General features: G+C 63.2%; 22 protein-coding genes. 11 read left to right on the top strand and 11 right to left on the bottom strand.

Annotated elements, in window-relative coordinates:
* Window positions 1-8: 8 nt before the first annotated feature.
* Together P9217_RS04040 and P9217_RS04035 are read right to left on the bottom strand one after the other, a co-directional pair.
* Window positions 9-827, bottom strand: coding sequence for a L,D-transpeptidase (locus P9217_RS04040; RefSeq protein ID WP_127215443.1), 819 nt, complete (start codon window positions 825-827; stop codon window positions 9-11).
* A 172-nt stretch (window positions 828-999) separates the two neighbouring features.
* On the bottom strand, window positions 1,000-1,662 hold the full coding sequence (locus P9217_RS04035) for a haloacid dehalogenase type II (RefSeq protein ID WP_067320889.1): 663 nt from the start codon (window positions 1,660-1,662) through the stop codon (window positions 1,000-1,002).
* A 251-nt stretch (window positions 1,663-1,913) separates the two neighbouring features.
* Between P9217_RS04035 and P9217_RS04030 the strand changes: the two genes are divergently transcribed.
* The 5 genes from P9217_RS04030 (at window position 1,914) to P9217_RS04010 (ending at window position 7,782) form a co-directional block, all read left to right on the top strand.
* The gene (locus P9217_RS04030; RefSeq protein ID WP_095800175.1) at window positions 1,914-2,792 is read left to right on the top strand and encodes a branched-chain amino acid aminotransferase; all 879 of its coding nucleotides are present in this window, start codon (window positions 1,914-1,916) and stop codon (window positions 2,790-2,792) included.
* Window positions 2,793-2,898: 106 nt separating this feature from the next.
* Window positions 2,899-3,501: a superoxide dismutase gene (locus P9217_RS04025; RefSeq protein WP_066997682.1), complete on the top strand. Its 603-nt coding sequence runs from the start codon at window positions 2,899-2,901 to the stop codon at window positions 3,499-3,501.
* 160 nt (window positions 3,502-3,661) lie between these two features.
* Window positions 3,662-4,099 (top strand): cytochrome c, encoded by a 438-nt coding sequence (locus tag P9217_RS04020; protein WP_067320896.1) that lies wholly within the window; start codon window positions 3,662-3,664, stop codon window positions 4,097-4,099.
* A 9-nt stretch (window positions 4,100-4,108) separates the two neighbouring features.
* A complete protein-coding gene (locus tag P9217_RS04015; RefSeq protein ID WP_278086610.1) occupies window positions 4,109-5,053 on the top strand; it encodes a cytochrome c in 945 nt (314 codons plus the stop codon).
* Between the two features lie 131 nt (window positions 5,054-5,184).
* Window positions 5,185-7,782 (top strand): AMP-binding protein, encoded by a 2,598-nt coding sequence (locus P9217_RS04010; protein WP_278086611.1) that lies wholly within the window; start codon window positions 5,185-5,187, stop codon window positions 7,780-7,782.
* A 25-nt stretch (window positions 7,783-7,807) separates the two neighbouring features.
* Here P9217_RS04010 and P9217_RS04005 read toward each other — a convergent pair whose 3' ends face one another.
* Window positions 7,808-8,197: an SET domain-containing protein-lysine N-methyltransferase gene (locus P9217_RS04005; protein ID WP_066998147.1), complete on the bottom strand. Its 390-nt coding sequence runs from the start codon at window positions 8,195-8,197 to the stop codon at window positions 7,808-7,810.
* Window positions 8,198-8,297: 100 nt separating this feature from the next.
* Complete coding sequence (locus P9217_RS04000) at window positions 8,298-10,397, bottom strand: S9 family peptidase (RefSeq protein ID WP_278086612.1); 2,100 nt, start codon at window positions 10,395-10,397, stop codon at window positions 8,298-8,300.
* Window positions 10,398-10,517: 120 nt separating this feature from the next.
* On the opposite strand from P9217_RS04000, the gene P9217_RS03995 reads away from it, so the two are divergent.
* Both P9217_RS03995 and P9217_RS03990 read left to right on the top strand, forming a co-directional pair.
* Complete coding sequence (locus tag P9217_RS03995; protein WP_067320909.1) at window positions 10,518-10,886, top strand: hypothetical protein; 369 nt, start codon at window positions 10,518-10,520, stop codon at window positions 10,884-10,886.
* Between the two features lie 410 nt (window positions 10,887-11,296).
* Window positions 11,297-11,725, top strand: coding sequence for a MucR family transcriptional regulator (locus P9217_RS03990; protein WP_067320912.1), 429 nt, complete (start codon window positions 11,297-11,299; stop codon window positions 11,723-11,725).
* 131 nt (window positions 11,726-11,856) lie between these two features.
* On the opposite strand, the gene P9217_RS03985 is transcribed toward P9217_RS03990, so the two are convergent.
* A complete protein-coding gene (locus tag P9217_RS03985) occupies window positions 11,857-12,285 on the bottom strand; it encodes a SufE family protein (RefSeq protein ID WP_066997661.1) in 429 nt (142 codons plus the stop codon).
* 111 nt (window positions 12,286-12,396) lie between these two features.
* Window positions 12,397-12,789, bottom strand: a complete 393-nt coding sequence (locus P9217_RS03980; protein WP_278086955.1) for a DUF5330 domain-containing protein — start codon at window positions 12,787-12,789, stop codon at window positions 12,397-12,399.
* 532 nt (window positions 12,790-13,321) lie between these two features.
* Between P9217_RS03980 and P9217_RS03975 the strand changes: the two genes are divergently transcribed.
* Both P9217_RS03975 and P9217_RS03970 read left to right on the top strand, forming a co-directional pair.
* Window positions 13,322-15,064 (top strand): PAS domain-containing sensor histidine kinase, encoded by a 1,743-nt coding sequence (locus tag P9217_RS03975; protein WP_278086613.1) that lies wholly within the window; start codon window positions 13,322-13,324, stop codon window positions 15,062-15,064.
* Window positions 15,039-15,821 (top strand): peptidoglycan-binding protein, encoded by a 783-nt coding sequence (locus P9217_RS03970; RefSeq protein WP_278086614.1) that lies wholly within the window; start codon window positions 15,039-15,041, stop codon window positions 15,819-15,821. The genes P9217_RS03975 and P9217_RS03970 overlap by 26 nt, the downstream gene beginning before the upstream one ends.
* Window positions 15,822-15,846: 25 nt before the next feature.
* Here P9217_RS03970 and P9217_RS03965 read toward each other — a convergent pair whose 3' ends face one another.
* Together P9217_RS03965 and P9217_RS03960 are read right to left on the bottom strand one after the other, a co-directional pair.
* Window positions 15,847-16,137 carry a type II toxin-antitoxin system RelE/ParE family toxin gene (locus P9217_RS03965; protein WP_095800167.1) on the bottom strand — a complete coding sequence of 97 codons (291 nt, stop codon included), beginning with the start codon at window positions 16,135-16,137 and terminating at the stop codon, window positions 15,847-15,849.
* Window positions 16,130-16,390, bottom strand: coding sequence for a type II toxin-antitoxin system ParD family antitoxin (locus tag P9217_RS03960; RefSeq protein ID WP_176477604.1), 261 nt, complete (start codon window positions 16,388-16,390; stop codon window positions 16,130-16,132). Before P9217_RS03960 ends, P9217_RS03965 begins: the two co-directional genes overlap by 8 nt.
* Window positions 16,391-16,541: 151 nt before the next feature.
* Between P9217_RS03960 and P9217_RS03955 the strand changes: the two genes are divergently transcribed.
* Window positions 16,542-16,889, top strand: coding sequence for a DUF1491 family protein (locus P9217_RS03955; protein ID WP_067320924.1), 348 nt, complete (start codon window positions 16,542-16,544; stop codon window positions 16,887-16,889).
* Between the two features lie 63 nt (window positions 16,890-16,952).
* Here the strand turns inward: P9217_RS03955 and P9217_RS03950 are convergent, their stop codons facing one another.
* Entirely contained in the window at window positions 16,953-17,948 is a 996-nt protein-coding gene (locus P9217_RS03950) for a DUF2336 domain-containing protein (RefSeq protein WP_278086615.1), read from the bottom strand.
* 187 nt (window positions 17,949-18,135) lie between these two features.
* On the opposite strand from P9217_RS03950, the gene P9217_RS03945 reads away from it, so the two are divergent.
* A complete protein-coding gene (locus P9217_RS03945) occupies window positions 18,136-18,324 on the top strand; it encodes a hypothetical protein (protein ID WP_082953733.1) in 189 nt (62 codons plus the stop codon).
* Window positions 18,325-18,333: 9 nt separating this feature from the next.
* On the opposite strand, the gene P9217_RS03940 is transcribed toward P9217_RS03945, so the two are convergent.
* Both P9217_RS03940 and P9217_RS03935 read right to left on the bottom strand, forming a co-directional pair.
* A complete protein-coding gene (locus P9217_RS03940) occupies window positions 18,334-18,882 on the bottom strand; it encodes a DUF1254 domain-containing protein (protein WP_095827182.1) in 549 nt (182 codons plus the stop codon).
* Window positions 18,875-19,459, bottom strand: coding sequence for a DUF1214 domain-containing protein (locus P9217_RS03935; protein ID WP_278086616.1), 585 nt, complete (start codon window positions 19,457-19,459; stop codon window positions 18,875-18,877). Before P9217_RS03935 ends, P9217_RS03940 begins: the two co-directional genes overlap by 8 nt.
* Window positions 19,460-19,667: the final 208 nt, after the last annotated feature.

The following is a 19,667-nucleotide window of genomic DNA, read 5'->3' as shown; positions in this document are numbered from 1 at the left end:
ACGCCGGATCAAAAGATCTCGTCACTCTCCTGCGGCACCGGCCCCAGCAGGACAGAGTCGTCCGGCACGCCGTTGTCGATCGGAATGGCCCGGCGCTCGGGCATATCGGCCATCGGCTGGCCAACATCTGCTGTGACCACGACCGGCGTCTTGTTGGGCACGCGGTCATAGAGGTCGATGATGTCCTGATTGATCAGGCGCACGCAGCCCGACGAGACCGACTTGCCGATCGACCACCACTCCGGCGACCCGTGCAGACGATAGAGCGTATCCTGGTTGCCTTTGAAGAGGTAGAGCGCACGCGCCCCGAGCGGGTTCTTGAGCCCGCCGGGCATACCGCCGTTCTTGGCGCTGTATTCCGTCAGTTCCGGCTGGCGCGCGACCATCTCGTCCGGCGGCGTCCATTTCGGCCACTTCTGCTTCCATTGCACCACCGCATCGCCCGACCATTCGAAGCCGGCGCGGCCGAGACCGACGCCGTAGCGGATCGCCTGGCCACCCTCACGCACCAGATAGAGGAAGTGGTTGGTGGTATCGACGACGATGGTGCCCGGGCGCTGTCCGGTCGGATCTGGAACGATCTGGCGCAAATATCTGTGATCGATCTTGTTTACCGGGATGGCCGGCAGGTCGAAGCCGTTGTCGGACATCGGCCCATACATGGTGGCGTAGTCGCCGAGCGGCGGCTCGACGGAGGCCGGCGGTGGCGGCTGCACGGCTGCCGGGCGAGGACCGGTGGTGGAGCAGGCGGAAATCGCCGAAGCAGCGCCAAGGGCCGTGAGATTGAGGAAGCCACGGCGGCTGATGCGGAAGGAAGCGTCTGACATGGTTGCCTTTTCTAGGTCTTGAATTCGCAAGAATGCATGAATCCGCTGGCCGGCGCCGACAGCTGCAATAACAGTCGGCGGTGATAGGCGGTTCCAATTCTGGCCTCAGGGTGGACAAACAATGGCCAAGCTGTGACCCCGACACATCTGTTGCGCTGCAGCAACAGCACCCTCAAACCCCTGCCAGAAGGCCTTCGAGCGAGGGCAGGATCAGCCCCGGCGGAAAATCCCGGTATTCGTCGGGCTGATTGGCGCGATTGATCCAGACGGTGCGGAAGCCGAACCTGGCGGCGCCCGCGACGTCCCAGCGGTTGGAGGACTGGAACGACACCGCCCCCGGATAGAGCCGCCAGCCAGTGACCACCATGTCGTAGACCGAAGGATCGGTCTTGAAGCGCTTGATCTCGTCGACCGAGAAGACGTCGTCCAGGATCTGGTCGAGGGCGGCCGATTTCACCGCCGCCCGCAGCATTTCCGGCGAGCCGTTGGACAGGATCGCGAGCTTCGCTCCCGCTGCTTTCAGCGCCTTCAATACCGCCGGCACTTCCGGATAGCAGTCGAGCCGCCAGTACGCTTCCAGCAGCCTTGCCCTGAGCGCCGGATCGGCCGACGGCACCTTGCGCAGCGCGAAGTCCAGCGCCTGCTCGGTCAGTTGCCAGAAATCGGCATAGGCGCCCATCAGCGTCCGCACCCAGGAATATTCGAGCTGCTTGGCGCGCCAGATTTCGGAGAGAAGCTGGCCGTCCGGCCCGATCTCGCCCGCATGGCGGCGCACCGCGGCGTGCACGTCGAACAACGTGCCATAGGCGTCGAAGACATAGGCTGCATGGTGCATAGGAAGAGTTTTGCGGCGCCCGGCCCTGCCGCGCAAGCGCTGATTGCGGTTAATGCATGTCGCCCAAAAGTGGGCAGCGGTTTTCGGAAAGGATCGCATAACACAAAAACCCAACACACATGGCCCATCCCTTTCCGTGCGCCGTGCTTTAAGTGCCTCTGGCCTCAAGGATTTTTTCCGATGTCGGTTGACGCCGGCCGTCAAAGCGTCGTCCTATGGAGGCCGGAACTCATCCATACGGACGGCAAACGATGACACTGGCGGCGGCGGCGCAGTCCGCGACATGGACCTATGTGGACGGCGACTGGTACGAGGGCAATGTTGCCATTCTGGGACCGCGCAGCCACGCCATGTGGCTGGGCACCAGCGTCTTCGACGGCGCCCGCTGGTTCGAAGGCGTGGCGCCCGATCTCGATCGTCACGCCGCGCGCGTCAACGCCTCGGCGATCGCGCTCGGCCTGAAGCCTTCCATGACGACGGAGCAGATCGTCGGGCTGACATGGGACGGCCTGAAGAAATTCGACGGCAAGACCGCCGTCTATATCAGGCCGATGTACTGGGCCGAGCATGGCGGCTATATGGGCGTGCCGGCCGACCCGTCCTCGACCCGCTTCTGTCTCTGCCTCTACGAAGCGCCGATGATTCCGCCTTCGGGCTTTTCGATCGGCGTCTCGCCGTTCCGGCGGCCGACGATCGAGACCATGCCGACCAACGCCAAGGCAGGCTGCCTCTATCCCAACAACGGCCGCGCCATCCTCGAGGCCAAGATGCGCGGCTTCGACAACGCGCTGGTGCTCGATATGCTGGGCAATGTCGCCGAGACTGGCACCTCCAACATCTTCCTGGTCAAGGACGGCCATGTGATGACGCCCGCCGCGAACGGCACCTTCCTCTCCGGCATCACCCGCTCGCGCACGATCAACCTGCTCGGCGACTATGGTTTCAGGACCACCGAGAAGACGCTGTCGATCCGCGATTTCCTCGAGGCGGACGAGATCTTCTCGACCGGCAACCATTCGAAGGTGGTGCCGATCACGCGCATCGAGGACCGTAGCATTCAGCCTGGACCGGTCGCCAAGAAGGCGCGCGAGCTCTATTGGGATTGGGCGCATTCGACTTCCGCCGCCTGAGCGGATAAAAAGGCGTTCGGCGCTTCGTTCCGGAGTTGTCCCAACCCATTCCAGACCTATCTTAGTCCGGTAGTTTCACCGGACTTTTCCTGAGGGAGTACCATCCATGGCTTTTGAGTTGCCCGCTTTGCCCTACGACTACGAGGCCTTGCAGCCTTACATGTCGAAGGAGACGCTGGAGTATCACCACGACAAGCACCACAAAGCCTATGTCGACAACGGCAACAAGCTGGCCGCCGAGGCCGGAATGGGCGACCTGTCGGTCGAAGAGGTCGTGAAACAGTCCTTCGGCAAGAATGCCGGGCTCTTCAACAATGCCGCCCAGCACTACAACCATATCCATTTCTGGAAATGGATGAAGAAGGGCGGCGGCGGCAACAAGCTGCCGGGCGCGCTGCAGAAGGCCGTCGATGCCGATCTCGGCGGCTACGACAAGTTCAAGGCGGACTTCGTCGCCGCCGGCACGACCCAGTTCGGCTCCGGCTGGGCATGGCTTTCGGTCAAGGACGGCAAGCTCGCGATCTCGAAGACCCCCAATGGCGAGAACCCGCTGGTTCATGGCGCTTCGCCGATCCTCGGCGTCGACGTGTGGGAGCACTCCTATTACATCGACTACCGCAACGCGCGGCCGAAATATCTCGAAGCCTTCGTCGACAGCCTGATCAACTGGGATTATGTCCTGGAACTCTACGAGAAGGCGAAAGCTTGATCGACCCTTCCGAAAAGCCCCGGCATGACCGGGGCTTTTCTTTTGCCGGCGCAGGAGGGCAATTCCAGTCAAGAAAATCGTTGCGGCGCGGAGGGAATAATTCCACTGCATCGCCCGTTAACGTCTAGTCGCGAACTCTCTTCACCATGGAGCCAATTGAATGAGAAAGCTTGTCATCGCCATCTCTTTGCTCGCTTTTGCCGGCTCGGCCGCTTATGCCGACCCGATCAAGGATCGCCAGGCCCTGATGAAGGAACGCGGCAAGCTCGCCGGCCAGTTGTCCAAGGTCGTCAAAGGCGAGGAGGCTTTCGACGCCGCCGCTGTGCTGACGGCGCTAAAGGCGCTGGAGGCGAACGCCGAAAAATTCGATGCCGAGAAACTTTTCCCGGCCGGCAGCGACAAGGGCGACACCACGGCGGCGCCGAAGATCTGGGAAGACATGCCAGGCTTCAAGGCGGCCGGGGACAAGTTCCTGGCCGACGTCAAGGCGGCAGTGGCTTCGCCGCCGGCCGATGTCGATGCGCTCAAGGCGCAGCTCAACACCATCGGCGGCGACTGCGGCACCTGTCATGAGACCTACAGGATCAAGAAGGGCTGATCGCCTGATATGGCGTGGCTGAAGAAGCTCGTCGGCGCTGTCATCGTGCTGGGCGGCGCCGGCGCGGTCGCCGGCTGGGCGTTGTCAGCGCCCGTCAGGCTTGATGCCGCGACGGTCGCGCAGCTTGGCCCCGGTGATGCTGCGAAAGGCAAGCGCATCTTCTTTGCTGGCGGCTGCACATCCTGCCACGCCAAACCGGGATCCAAGGGTGATGCCCGCCTGGAGCTTGCCGGCGGGCTGGAGCTGAAGACGCCGTTCGGCACCTTCGTACCGCCCAACATCTCGCAGGATCAAAAGGACGGCATCGGCGCCTGGAGCGAGGAGGACTTCGCCAATGCGATGCTGAAAGGCGTTTCGCCCTCCGGCGAGCATTTTTATCCGGCCTTCCCTTATGCCTCTTATGCTCGCATGAAGCCGGCCGATATCGCCGACCTCTATGCTTTTATGAAGACGCTGCCGGCGGTCGCCGGCAAGGCGCCCGGCCACAAACTCTCCTTCCCCTTCAACATCCGTCGCGGCATTGGTCTTTGGAAGCGGCTCTATGTCAGCCCTGAACCGGTCATTGCCTTGCCCGGGGGCGCGCCCGACAAGGTGCTGGCCGGCCGCTATCTGGTCGAGGGCCCCGGGCATTGCGGCGAATGCCACACGCCGCGCGACTTTGCCGGCGGCGTCAAGAAGGCCGAATGGCTGGCGGGAGCCGTGGCCGCCGAGGGCTCGGGCGTGGTGCCCAATATCACCCCGCAGGGCGGCACGAAGGACTGGTCGGAGGCCGACATCGCCAACTATCTCGAAACCGGCTTCACGCCGGATTTCGATTCCGTCGGCGGTGCCATGGTCGACGTGCAGCGCAACATAGCTCAGTTGACGGCCGATGACCGCGCCGCGATCGCGGCCTATCTGAAGGCCGTCCCGCCGCATCCCAACGGCTATCCGGCGCGCAAGCCGGCGAGCTGACCGATGCATATCGGCTGCGCGACACCATCGATGCGATCTGCCTGTGATGTCTCAAGTCCATATTAGTTGACTTTAATAGTCATGTATCATACGCGCTTCGGCCAGTTTCCAGGCGGACCGAAGCCTTGCCCATGCACTCTCTCGACCTTGTGTCTGAATTCGCCTGTGGCGAGCAGCGCGCAGCACTTCTCTTCGCCGATGGGCGCAGCCTGTCTTATGCGGAGCTCGACGACCTTGCGCAGCACTTCGCCACACGGCTGGGGGATGAGGGAAAGCAGCTCGTCGCTATCTCAGCGGAACCCTCCGAGCATGCGGTCGTCGCCTATCTTGGAGCCCTGCGGGCGGGTCATGCGGTGGCCATGCTGCCGCCTTGCGACAAAAGGGTCTGGGACGACTTCCTGGCGGCCTTCCAGCCGGATTTCACCTATCGCCGAGCCGATGGCCGCTGGCGTCTCGTGAAGGAAGCTTGGCCCGCGAGGGACATTGAGCCGCTGCATCCCGATCTCGCGCTGCTGCTGATGACGTCCGGCAGCTCGGGCGCCGCCAAGGCGGTCAGGCTCTCCTATGCCAATCTCGAAGCCAATGCGCGCGCGATAACGACCTATCTCGAACTCTTGTCCGCCGACCGGGCCGCTCTCATGCTGCCGCTGCATTATTCCTACGGACTGTCGGTTCTCAATTCGCATCTGATTGCCGGCGGCAGCATCCTCTTCCCCGGTGTTTCCGCCATGGACGGCGATTTCCTCCAGATAATCGCCGACGGTGGCTGCACCAATCTGTCCGGCGTCCCGTATTCCTACGAACTCCTGGAACGGATGCGTTTCCGCGACGCTAAGCTCAAGGGTTTGCGCATGATGACGGTGGCGGGTGGACAGCTCAGCCCCGACGTCATCCGCCTGTACAGGGATCATTTGCGCGCCGTGGGCGGGCGTTTCTTCGTCATGTATGGTCAAACCGAGGCGACGGCGCGTATCGCTTTCGTGCCGCCGGAGAGCCTGTCCGACCGGGAGGAGCGGATCGGCGTCGCGATCCCAGGCGGCAGCCTCGGCCTTGTCGACGACAAGGGGGAGCCGGTCAGCCGCTCGGGCATCCCGGGAGAACTTGTCTATCGCGGCCCGAACGTCATGATGGGTTACGCCGAGCAGCGTTGTGATCTGGCGCGCGGGGCTGAGGTCGAGACACTGAACACCGGCGATATTGCCGTCCAGGACGAGCAAGGTTTCTTCCGCATCGTCGGGCGCAAGAGCCGCTTTTCCAAGATTGCCGGCCTCAGGATCGGCTTCGATATCATGGAGCAGGCCCTGGAGCGGGCGGGCATTGCGGCCGCGGTGCTCGGCGACGATCGAGGCCTACAGGCCTATGTGACCGGCCCCGGCTCGGCAGGCAGGGCACAGCGTATCCTGGCCGAAGTCAGCCGCTTGCCCGCCAATCTGGTTCGAGTTTCGACGCGCGGCGACTTTCCCAGGCTAGCCTCGGGCAAGATCGACTATAGCTGCCTGCAACGCGAGATGTTGCTGGGACGGGCGGAAATCCGCTCCGAACGTGGCGGCGTGCCTGGAGCCTATGCCCGCGTGTTCTATCCGCTTCCGGTCGGCCGCGCTGACAGCTTTGTCTCCCTCGGCGGAGATTCCCTTCGCTTTTTGCAATTGGCTCTGGAACTCGAACGGCTCGGCTTGGAACTGCCTGACGGCTGGGAACGGCTAAGCGTTGGAGACCTGACAAATCTTCATACGGCGAAACGGTCTTTCATGCGGGACCAGGCAAACGAGACGCCTGTCGATATCGTGCTGAGGGCCTTCGCCATCCTGCTGGTGGTCGTGCATCACGAGACGCTGTGGCCTATCCCGGGCGGCTCCGGCATCATGATGCTGCTTGTCGGCTACAGCCTTGCGCGTTTTCAGTCGGTCCATTTGCTTGCCGGTCGGATCCGGCACGCGCTGAAACCTGCGATTAGCGTCCTGATCCCTTATTTTCTCATAGTCGCCGCTTACTCCCTCGCCTGGCAGGCGATCCCTTGGGCCTCGATGACCCTTACCGGCAACTTCGGCTATGCCGAACCGGAACGTCACGAGATGATCCCGTATCTCTACTGGTTCATCGAGGCCTATGCGCAGACGCTGTTTGTCTTCGCCCTCGCCTTTGCCGTTCCGGTTCTACGCAAGCTCGCCCAGGCTCGACCCTTTGCCTTCTCGATCGGACTATTGGCGTTTGCCGCCGCTGCGCGCTTTGCAGTTCCATTGTTCGTGGACTTAGGCAGCCGCCAGATCTTCGCGATCTACTGGGTCTTCCACCTTGCGGTCTTCGGCTGGTGCGCCGGTTTGGCCGACACTCCCGCCAGAAAACTCCTCGTGACCGCATTTGCCACTGCCGTATTGGGGTATCTAGCCTTTTGGGAGTCGGTCTGGCTGGGGACGACGGTCAAGTATTTGACGATCTTCGCGGCGCTCTCGGCTCTTCTTTACCTGCCGCGTGTTCGCCTGCCTGCTGGGGTGGGGCGGGCGGTTACGCAGGTCGCCGTCGCGGCTTTCCCGATCTACTTGGTCCATCGCTTCGTCCCGGAGCTTTTGATGGCACCTGTCGCAGGCTGGCTGCCGGCTCCAGGCTTCCAACTGCTTGCGATCGCCGGCGGCGCCGCTTTAGGCGTCATCGCCGGCAAAACCTTGGCCGCCATTCGACACCTGCGCGGCAGATTGGCCATGGAGCGCTTGCCGGAATTGCTCTCGGCGTGAGACGCTTCGACCGCGGTCGCTCCGATTACGCGTGGCGGTCGCCCAAAAAATCGAAGCCGTTTTCGAAGAAGTGGTTGTAGTCGCAGGTCAGTTCCTCGCCGGGCGCGATGTCGCGCAGCGCGTAGGTTTCCTCCGGCGAGGAGACGTCGCAGTTCGGCTCGTCGGCATGGTTCATGTAGCGCGCATCGTCCGCCTCGAAGACGATATAATTCCGGTCGCGCCTGTCCGGATAGGAGTACCGATCGAGGTAGGACTTCACCGGGCCGCTTTCGTTCTCATAGGTGTCGACCGAAATGCGGCGGTCGAATCTTGGATCGAGCTTCCAGATCAACGTGCCCTTTGGAATGCGGTGTTTGGCGAAGACACCGATGCCCTGGATGGGCGATTTGTCGAGATAGACGTCGACGAGCAGCATGACGAACCCTGCGAATGACGGATGGCGCGGCCCGAACCGGCCGCGACCAAAAACGAGGCGCATTGCGTAGCGCGAGGTGCTCGCGATTGCGAGGGAAAAATCAGGCCTTGCCGGTCACTTTCAACGCAAAGGCGTAGATATACGCGATCTCCTCCAGGCGCGAGAACCGGCCCGAGGCGCCGGCATGGCCGGACTCCATGTTGATCTTGAACAGCACCGGATTGTCGCCCGCCTTGCGGTCGCGCAGCCGCGCCACCCATTTGGCCGGCTCCCAATAAGTGACGCGTGGGTCGGTCAGACCTGCCAGCGCCAGGATCGGCGGATAGTCGAGCGCCGCGACATTGTCGTAGGGCGAATAGGCAGCGATCGTCTCGTAGTCCTCGGCCGAGGCGATCGGATTGCCCCATTCGGGCCATTCCGGCGGCGTCAGCGGCAGGCTGGCGTCGAGCATGGTGGTGAGCACGTCGACGAACGGCACCTCGGCGACGATGGCGCCGAAGCTTTCGGGTGCCATGTTGGCGATCGCCCCCATCAGCATGCCGCCGGCCGAGCCGCCCTGCGCGACGATGCGATCGTGCGACGTGTAGCGCTCGGCCACGAGATGGCGCGCTGAGGCGATGAAATCGGTGAAGGTGTTCATCTTGTGCCGACGCTTGCCGTCGTCATACCAGCCGTAGCCCTTGTCCTTGCCGCCGCGCACATGGGCAATGGCGTAGACGAAGCCGCGGTCGACCAGCGACAGGCAATTGGTGTTGAATGCGGCGGGAACCGTGATGCCATAGGAGCCGTAGCCGTAGAGCAGGCAGGGCGCCGACCCATCAAGCGGCGTGTCGCGATGGTGGATCAGCGAGATCGGCACCAGCTCGCCGTCGGCAGCCGGCGCCATCAGCCGGCGCGTGACATAATGCTCCGGATCGTGGCCCGATGGCACCTCCTGCGTCTTCAAGAGAACGCGCTCGCGGCTGCGCATGTTGTAGTCGAACACCTGTGCCGGTGTCGTCATCGACGAATAGGTGAAGCGCATGACTTCGGTGTCGTATTCGTAGGAGCCGGAAAGGCCGAGCGAGAAGGCCTCCTCGTCGAAGGCAATGAGGTGCTCCTCGCCGTTTGCCCGATCGCGCACCACGATGCGCGGCAGGCCCTCCTTGCGTTCCAGCCTGACCATGTGGTGCCTGAAGCCGAGCACCGACAGGATCAGCCGGCCGGGCTCGTGCGGCACCAGTTCCTTCCAGTTGGCCTGCACCGGATCTTCGACCGGCGCGGTCATGATCTTGAAGTCCTTGGCGCCGTCGGCATTGGTGAGGATGAAAAAGACGTCACCACCTTCCTCCAGGTCATATTGCAGGCCGGTCTCGCGCGCCGCCACCAGCTTCGGCTCGGCGAACGGCTCGTCGGCGCGCAGAAGCCGGTATTCGGAGGTTTCATGATCGTTGATGCCGATCATGATCCAGTCGTTGGAACGCGTGCCGCTGACGTCCATGAAGAAGCCGGCATCCGTCTCTTCGTAAATCAGCCGATCGTTCTCCGGATTGTCGCCAAGCGCGTGGAAGAACACTTTTGACGGGCGGTGGCTGTCGTCGAGGCGGGTGTAGAAAAAGCCGTCGTCTCCGGCATTCCACACGCCGCCGCCACCTGTATCCGGAATCTGATCGGTGAGTTCCTTTCCGCTGGCGATGTCCCGCACGCGCAGCGCGAAGAACTCCGAGCCCTTGTCGTCGAAAGCCCAGAGCAGCTTGCGATGGTCAGCCGAATGGTCGAATCCGCCAAGACGGAAATAGGGCTTGCCTTCGGCTTCCGCATCGCCGTCGAGCAGGATCTCCTCAATGCCGCCATCACGCGGCGTGCGGAAGTAGCGCGGTTGCTCGCCGCCGAGCTTGAACGACGAGCCATAGGCGTAGGGACCGTCCTTCATCGGCACGGTGGAGTCGTCCTCCTTGATGCGCCCCTTCATCTCGGCGAACAATTTGCGGCGCAGCTCGGCCGTGTCGGCCATCAGCGTTGCCTGGTAGGCATTCTCGGCCTCGAGATGAGCGCGGATCGCGCCGTCGAGCAGTGCAGGGTCCCTGAACATCGCCTGCCAGTTGGCGGCCCGCATCCAGGCGTAGTCGTCGGTGCGGGTGATGCCGTGATGAACGTCGAAGATGGGGCGTTTCTCGGGCCGCGGCGGGATGGCGGTCGGGAAGACGGAGGTTCTGGTCATTGCGTCTCGCTGTGGAATTGCCTGAAATTTGCTTGAATGGCGAATGAACGCGTCGCTCAGCAGCGGTTCAAAGGGCGGGGTTCAAGGTGGTCTACACAAAGTAAGTCGAAAGGGGAAAAGATGAAATCCTATGTTCGAGCCGCCGTGGCTTTCGCTGTCGCTTCGGCGGTCCTGGCCTTTTCCGGCCAGTCTCATGCAACCGTGTTCGCGGCCTGGCAAGTGGCTGGCGTGCCGTTCGGCGACACGCTCAACGCGCGCAAGTATCCGTCAAACACATCGCAAAGACAGGCGGCCTATCCGAATGGCACCGTCTTGCAGATGACCGGCCGTTGCACGGGCGGGATAGATCTGCTCGACATTGCCGGCCAACCGCACTGGAAGCAGCGGCAGGCGATCCGCTACCGCTGGTGCGAGGTCTGGCACGATCCGGCGCAGAACGGTCATTTTGTTACCAGCTGGGTCTACGGCAAGTACATCAAACCCCACTGAGAGGTTCGTCGAGGCGACTTGGCTGTTCGACGCGAGGATGAATGTCCGCGCCATGATCCATAGGATTCTTCGCTCACCGGGCGGCCAAACATTAGTTTAGCCAAGCATAAAGAACCTGTTTTGACGCGACCAGAGGTGTAAAAGCGTGCTTGGCGCCACGTCAGGCTGCACTGGTCCGGCCAGAAAAATCTCGCTAAGTTACACGGCACACGAATTTTTGAAGCTGAATCGGCAATATTTGATGAATATCGCCGAATATAATTCAGTAGGTGAATTGACTTACTTGCAGCACAGGGTCATTAAGATGACGCGACGCGAATCGCAGGGCTTGCCTGCATGAATTTCGCGCGATGCCCGATCCAGAAAAAGGGCGCAGTCTAGAAAACAAACTCTCGTTGGGGCTGAGCACAATGGATATCGTCGAAACACCTTCAAGGAATGGGGACGCGCTAATCGAGCTGACTGCCGATGTCGTCGCGGCCTATGTCAGCAACAACCCGGTGCCGGTCGGCGAACTGCCGAACCTGATTGCCGACGTCCATGCCGCGCTCGGCCGCGTCGGCGGCACGACGGAGCAGCCTTCGGCCGAGAAGCAGAAGCCGGCCGTCAACCCGAAGCGCTCCGTGCATGACGACTACATCGTCTGTCTCGAAGACGGCAAGAAGTTCAAGTCGCTGAAGCGCCACCTTATGACACATTACAATCTCACCCCGGAAGAATACCGCGAGAAGTGGGGCCTGGACGCCAACTATCCGATGGTTGCTCCCAACTACGCAGCCGCCCGTTCGCAGTTGGCCAAGAAGATGGGCCTCGGCCGCAAGCCCAAGGGTCGCCGGTAGCAGCTTCCGCAAGTCGGCAAAAGCGACGGCGCCCGCGGGGCGCCGTTTTGCTTTTGAGGTATTTCAGGGATGTCTTGCTGCGAACGGGTGAACCCGCCGCAGTGCGGCTTGTGGCCGGGCTTGGGGCAGAGTCAGGCGGTTTGCTTCAAGGCGGCTTCGGCGTCGCGCTTGATGCGCTTGACCATCGAGCGAAGGCCGTTGGCGCGCTGCGGCGACAGATGCTCGTCGAGGCCGAGCTCTTTCAGCGTCACTTCCGCATCGGTGTTCTGGATTTCACTGGCCGGCCGGCCCGAGAACAGCGCCAGCATGATGGCGACAAGGCCGCGCACGATGTGGGCGTCCGAATCGCCGCGGAAGCTGACCACCGGATCCACGCCTTCTCCTTGCTCGGTGGTCAGCCACACCTGGCTGACGCAGCCCGGCACCTTGTTGGCCGGTGTGCGTTCCGCCTCGGGAAACGGAGGCAGCGCCTCGCCCAGCTCGATCACATAGCGGTAGCGGTCCTCCCACTCGTCGAGCAGGGAGAAATCGTCGCGGATCGTTTCGATCGAGGTCGTCATTGCCCGCATATAGTGACCCGGCGCCGCCACGTCACGGAAAAAGAAAGACGCCGCGGGCGTCGAGAGGTCGGGCGGGCCCGCGGCGTTAGAGCATTTCCAGAAAAAGCAATCTCAGTTCTTCGCCGTCAGCATCGCCGGAATGTTGACCTTGGCGGGCAGCACGATGTCCTCGGCGACGCTGCCGGTGGTCTCGCCAGACGTCTCCGCTACCTTCGCAGCGGGCGCGGCCGTCTTTTCCGACTGCTGGTCATCAAGCATGGCGGCGGCGATCTTGGCTGTCTCCTTGGCGCGCACGGTGATGGTGTGCATGGCCGATTTGCCGGTCTCGCAAACATCCGGCTTGCGCTCGCAGATGCCGGCGATGTCGCCGACCGCCTCGCGCGCCGCAAACAACGCCTGGATCGGCCCGACCGCCTCGCGGCCATCCTCGTCGGGGCCGACGCTGAGCGGCAGCGCCAAGAGCACCAGCGAAAACCAGAAAGCCATCCTGATCAGAAAGCCCATCTCGATGCCTCGTCGTGATCGGATCATGCATCCATCGGCATGATCTCTTTTTATGGACATGACAATGGCACGAAGGCGCGAAGCGTGGCTTGCGCCGAAGCCGCGAATTTTCTTCAAATTTTAGATGAATTCGAAAGGATTGATTTTCGCAACCGATTTAACTCAAATCTCATCGACTGTAATTAACTTCAGAACAACCATCTATGTGGCTGTTTCAAAAGAAAAATTTTGGAAGGGGCGAGCATCGGCACTGGGTTTTCGGGAGGCCAGGCGAGCCGCGCTGTGGCTAACGCTCCATTTACCATGGCGGCAGATCGACGGGCTTTGGGGTGCCGGCGTCCCGATATTTGCCGCGGGCGGGGCGCTCGCCTTCCCTGCCTTATCCATTCCTTAAACGCTGGATGCGACTTTCAGTCCAATCAAGAGTCACCTGCAGAAGCAGGGCAATTCACGACCGGGTCCGAGTGCGTTGAGTTCGATTACGGCCAGATACGTTCCTCTGCCTGGCGCGGTTGCCGCCGGCTGCGAACGCATGGTTCATCCGACCGTCACGGACGAGGCTGAGCGCCAGCGCCAGCGCCGCTTCATCGGCGTCATGCTCGCCGCTCCCTTCCTCGCCGCGGGTGCGGCGGTGACGCTGGTCACCTCAAGCCTGGGTGCCGCCGTTACAGTGGCTGCGATCTTCGGCGCTTTCGGTCTGTGCTGGTTCGCAGCGCTTCTGGTTGCCGCCACCGGCCGCATGACGCTCGCCGGCCGTGCCTCGGTGGCGACGGGTGGCCTCGCGCTTGCCGGCGCAATTGCCGCGGCGGGTGGTCTGGCGTCGCCGGTCGCGCTGCTTGCAGTGGCTTTGCCGGTCGAGTCTTGCTGGATCGCCGGGTCGAGCCGCGCAGCAGTTTCGGGCGCGCTGGCGGCATTCGGCGCCATCCTGCTGCAGCCTTTCGCAAACCAGTTCCTGCCGCTCGGCGAGGCTGCGATCGCCGGTTGGCACTGGCTGCTGCCGCTTGCCTGGGCGCTTACGCTCCTGCCGCGCGCGGCGGCCTTCGCCAATCCCGCCGACGCGCGTCAGGCTGAGCCTGCGGTGGACCGTCTCGAAGAGACGATCGATGCCGTCGTGCTGCGCGTCGGCCGCCAGGGCGAGGTGCTCGACGCTTCGGCCAAGGCGCGTTCCATTCTGAAGTTGGCGCCGGAGCTCCTGCTCGGCGCGGGCTTGTTCGAGCGCGTCCATCTTTCCGATCGCGTCGCCTATCTCACCGCGCTCGCGGACATGCGCGAGGGCGCGCCGAAGCGCCGGCTCGACCTGCGCATCCGCTTGCCGCGCGACGGTGGCGGCTCGGCCGACAATTTCCGCCCGTTCCGCCTTGAATTGCTGCGCGGCGCGCGGGAGCAGGACATCTTCACCTTCGTCCTTCGTGAGAATGACGAGATCGCCGCGCTCCGCGAAGAGCTTGCCACGGCGAGGGAGGCTGCGGCTGCCGCCGAAGTGGCCAAGGGGCGTTTCCTGGCGGTGGTCAGCCACGAGCTGCGCACGCCGCTCAATGCCATCATCGGCTTCTCCGACATGCTGCTGCACGAGATGTTCGGCGCCTTCCGCGATCCGCGCCAGAAGGAATATGTCGCCCTGGTCAGGGAGTCCGGCCAGCATCTTTTGTCCGTCGTCACCTCGATCCTCGATGTCTCGCGCGTAGAGGCAGGCGCCTATGCCACCGAGCTCGAGCCGTTCCGCTTCGCCGATGCCGCCGACATGTGCCGCTCGATGATGCGGCCCCTGGCGGAGGCCAAGAGCATCGCGCTTGGCGCGCAGATCGCGCCTGACGCCGGCGAGATCAATGCCGATCGCCGCGCCGTGCAGCAGATCCTGATCAATCTCGTTTCGAACGCCGTGAAGTTCACGCCTGATGGCGGCAGCGTGGTGATCGGCGCCAAGCGGGTCGGCTCGCGGCTGCATTTCTGGGTGAGTGACACCGGCATCGGCATCGCCGACGAGGATATGGCCAACCTCGGCAAGCCGTTCATGCAGATCCAGAACGACTATACGCGCCGCTTCGAGGGAACCGGGCTCGGCCTGTCGCTGGTCAAGGGGCTGGTGGCGCTGCATGAGGGCACGATGTCGATCGAGAGCGCCCCGGGCGAAGGCACGACGGTGACGATCAGCCTGCCGGTGAATGGACCGAAGCGGCGCTCGGGCGCGCCGGCCGACGTGCTGCCGGTGCCGATTGCAAAGCCGAAGGGGGATGCAAATGGGGACAGCAATGGCTCGCTCCGCAAGACGGCCTAAAGTGGTCGAACTCGAGCGCGGCTTGCTTGCCGAGAGCGCTGCGGCGGTCGGCCAGATGATCTCGCGCAATCCGGTTCTGGTCGGCGGCTCGACCGCCTTCCTGGTGACGCTCTTCTACGTTTCGGCCAACGCGCTCTGGTACCAGCCTTTTCCGCACACGGGCGCCTTCTTCGCCACCAGGAGCATCGAGAATTTCCCGCATGCCGTCTCGGATGAGCCGGAGACCACCATCAACATCGTGCGGCAGGCGCAGCCCGCTCCCAAGCCCGATCCGGTCGTCCAGCAGGTGCAGGGCATATTGAAGGACCTCAATTTCTACGACGGCACCGTCGACGGCCTCACGGGCCCAGCCACGCGCAAGGCCATCCAGGCCTATCAGCTCAAGGTCGGGCTGCCCGCCTCCGGCGATGTCGACGGCGCGCTGCTCGATCAGCTTGGCGCCAGGCAAACGACTGCGGCCATTCCGCATCCGGCCCCGAGACCGGCCGACAGGGCTGCGGCCCAGGCCGCCGGACCGGCGGCCATTCCGGTCTCCTCTCCGGCCAACGGCGCAGCGCAGGCCCCCGACGCCCGCATCGTCAAGATCCAGGCTGGCCTGAAGGCCTTCGGCAATGACGATATGCAGCTCGACGGCGTCGTAGGCGCCCGGACCAAGTCTGCGATCAAGGAGTTCCAGGCGCTGTTCGGCCTGCCCGAAACCGGTGAGCCGGACGAAGTGGTCTATGCCAAGATGCGCGAGATCGGCCTGACAAACTGAGGGAGCGGCGGCATCGGGCGTCGGTTCATTCGAGCCAATGTTCGGGGTTTCGCATCCCGTGGACTATTGCCACAACTAGAATGCCGTAGCTCGTCGGTTCGTAAATAACGATATATCGGCCTTCCACCAGAACACGGGCTGTGTCGCTCAACTCGGGCCGAGCGACACCTATACTGGCATGGCTGCAAGCGAGTTCCAGCTTGTCGAAAATGCGTCCCACGAGCCTGTCAGCAGCTCTTTCGCTGTCAGCCGCGATATGTTCCCAAATCTCGCTTAGATCCCGTTGCGCGCGAGGAGTAAGTCGATAGTTAGCCACGTCCGGCGCGCTCGGCCTTCAGAGCACGCAGAAAGGCGGCGCGGTCAACCTCTTGGCCCTTACCGCTCGCCATGCCTTCTTCATAAGCTTGCTTTAGCTGTGCCAGTTCCAGGGCGCGAAGTTCCTCGCGGTGTTCCCACAGCCTGAGGGCTTCCCTGACGATTTCGCTATTCGAAGCATAGCTGCCGCTGTCCACCGCGTCCTGCAGACGCGCGGCCTGCTTCGGTGTGAGGGATATGGTGAGAGTACGCATGGCTTGAGTTTTCATGGTTATTGTTTTTAACGCCTCTAATAAATTTTAACAAGATTTGTTAGAAGCGGATGTTCCGTTCTTGACATCCTGGCCGCTCGCGAACACGCGGGAATCTCGCTAAAAAGGTCGGCATGCCATCCGGAACCCTGCCATGCGCGTGACTACCGATCTGTGGGTATCGGCCCTTCTGCGCCGTGTCTTCACCGCCGGCGGTTTTGCTGCCGTGGTCAAGCGCGGCGCGACCGAGGCCGGCGCCGTCTTCGTGTTGTCGCGCGACCGGCTCGGCGAAGTGGCTCTGTACGGACCGGCGCCGCAAACGAGCTACGATTCGGCCAAGCCCGACGAGCGCTTCTTCACCTTGCTCGATTCTGGCGACGATAGCTCGGCATTCGATGCAAGGCTGGAAAAGGAAAAGAGATTCGATCCCGACATCTGGGTGGTCGAGATCGAGGCCGGCTCCGTTCCGGTCGAGGAGCTTGTTTCCGTGAAGGCGGAATAGAGGCGGCGGCCCAGCGTCGCGTCCAGCCACGGAAAACCGCTGAGCACCTTCCCTGGAATTGGTTCAGGACGCTTTGCGGCCGGCGGCCTTGTCATCGCTGTTCGATGCGTGGCGCCCTGTCTCGATGGCGTTGCCGCGGATCGCCCGAGACAGCGTTTCGGCTTTCCAGGCCCGCACCTTGTCGAGCGCTGCCTCGCGATGCAGCAGCCGATAGCGGTCGAGGAACAGACGGATTGCCTGGGGATGCGGGAATTCGCCGGGATAGATCGCGACCGCGATCAGGAAGGCCCTGTCTTCGCTGAGGTCGAGCGCCTTGAGTGCCGCAAGCAGCGCTGCGTAGCCCGATTGCTCGGTAATTGAGCGGGCCGCGGCAAAATCGATGTCGAGCGCATCGGCAAGCGCCGTCTGGAAGAAAGCAAGGTTGCCCGTCAGCGCCGTCTCGCGCAGCTTTAGATAAGTCGGCTGTCCGAGGAACGGGTTGACAGCGGCACTTTCGCCGGCGGGCCGCATCATCGAGCGCAGGCGTCGCCGCGCGCTTTCCTCAGACACGCCGGGATCCGGGCGGTTGTCTTCTGTTGCGGAAGCGGCCGGTTTCACCGGCGCGATCTTCGTGACCGTCTCCGGCGGCCGCGTGTTGACCAGCGTCGGCTTCTCCAGCGCGCGGATCAGGTGGGCGATGGTTGCGTTGAGTTCCTTGCGGCGAGCGATTGCGCGCGCGTGCGGCAGGCCATGGCGGCCGATCAGCGCGATGAGGTCGATGTCGCTCAGCGCGTTCGAGCGGGTAAGCAGCGGCGCCGCGATCTCGACCGGCTCCTCGGCCAGCCGCCGCACCAACGCGGCCGGCGCATATTCGCATTCGGAAAGGGCGGCGGCGACATAGCGGCGCGATTCGACCGACACTTCGTCGAACAGCGGCAGCGTCAGATCCTCGAGTTGGGCGATTTCGCGCCGCGACGGGCGCGTCAGCGAGCAGAAGGCCGACACGGCGGCGCGGAACAGCCTTTCGGCTTTTCCCGCTTCGGTCCGGATAGCGATGTGCCTGAAATCCGAAGAAGACACGGAGGATACGCCCGATACTCGACACAGACCCGGCCCCGCGCCTCCGGCCGGGCCGGTTTCGCGTCTCCAGGGAACAAACATCAAATTAGCCGCGATCCGTTAGCGCTCCGTTAACCCTCTGCCCGCCTTAATCGACTTTGGAGGCGTTGCGTTGTGCTCCGGTCAAACCGAGAGGAATACGCGAACCATGGGCATGGTCTTGTCTTTCGTGCCGCGAGCGGCACCCGTCAATCGAGTAACCCACGACACCGACACGGCAGCGGCTGTCATCATCTTCCCCGGCGTCCGCTATGAGCCACAGCCGCAGGTCGGCGCGGCGCGTCCGGACGGCCCGGACAAGCCTGGGTCGCCACGGCCACTAGTGCCGCATCACTGAGCTGACTCTTCAGTATTCCTGCAGCTCGCAGGCACTCTGTTCGAGAAAGCGCGACACGATCGGCTTCCAGCTATCGTCCGGCACGAAGGCGCGGACGACAAAGATTCCCTCCTCGATCGGCGCCTCGACAAAGATCGCGCCCTGCAAGTCCTCGGGAAGATCGCGCCGCACGTCGATCATCTGCGCCGGTGTCAGCACCACGGCATCGAGCTTTTCGCTGTTCGCATTGTGGTCGTTGAAGGAATAGATGTTATGGCCGCTGCGGTCATAGACCGAAGCCGACCAGAACGGCACGTTGCCGGGCGCCCGGATCCGCACCAGCCCGTCGGCGAGATTGAAGCGGCAGGCGGCCGCGTAGAACATGGGGTCGACCGACTTCACCACAGGTGCACCGCCGGCCTCCGCGTCCAGGCGCGTCATCTTGTAGAGGTCGGAGGCCATTGCCAGCCGCGACCAGGCATCGCGCTCGGAAAATTCCGGCACCAGAAACAGCACCGCGATATGCACGATGCCGGCGCCGAGCAGACCGAGGACCAGGGCGTGCAGCAGGCTACGCATGGCAGCCCGCCTTCAAAATGCGCGGCAGCGTCACGTCGGAAAGCCCGGTGCTGCTCGCGATCGGCGTGTCGTAGAAGGTCAGCACGAAATACATCTTGCCGAAGCCGGCCGTCAGCAGCCAGTTGCCCGGGGCAGGGCGGTCGCCGACGGAGATGACGACCGAATTGTCGGGCCGGCGCAGCACTTCGTAGGATTGCAGGGCCGCCTGTCTCGCCTTGCCGGTGTCGATGACGCCGAGCGACTGGTCGGCGGCATAAAGCGTCCAGAACCGGGCCGTCGGGTAGCCGCCTTCGATCGAATAGGCGCATTCCCGCTTCAGCGGCTGGCCGGCTGCGTCGCGCTCGGCGACGAAGGACAACCCCTCCGCCCGGCCGAGCGCCAGCACGCCCTCACGCGCCACGCGCGCCTTGGAGTAGGGGTCGGAGCCTTCCGTGCCGATTTCAGGAAAAGCTGTCCATTGGCCGATGCGGATCGCGCCGACGCCGTCCGGCGCGTTGAGCGCGTACCAGACGCTGCCGCCGCCAAGGCCGATGGCCATGGCAAGCGAAAGCAGCGTGAGGGAGACGGTCTTGAGCATGGAAGGCCGGAACTGAGGAGGTTGCCCGGGATATCGCGGCGCGGGGCCTCGTGGCAAGCCGGCTTGCCTTGGGCATGGCGATATTCAGGTGGTTGCGGCCTGCAGTAGTATGACGTTCCCATGTCGGCGACCGGCCTGTCATGGACAAGTCCGCACCGCGCCCCTTCTGATTCTCGGCGGCGCTGCACGTAGCCATCCAATCACTGAC

This window comes from Mesorhizobium sp. WSM4989 (assembly GCF_029625795.1).
GTDB lineage: Bacteria > Pseudomonadota > Alphaproteobacteria > Rhizobiales > Rhizobiaceae > Mesorhizobium.
Note: the sequence above shows the minus strand (reverse complement) of the source record. Positions and strands in the feature narration are given on the sequence as shown.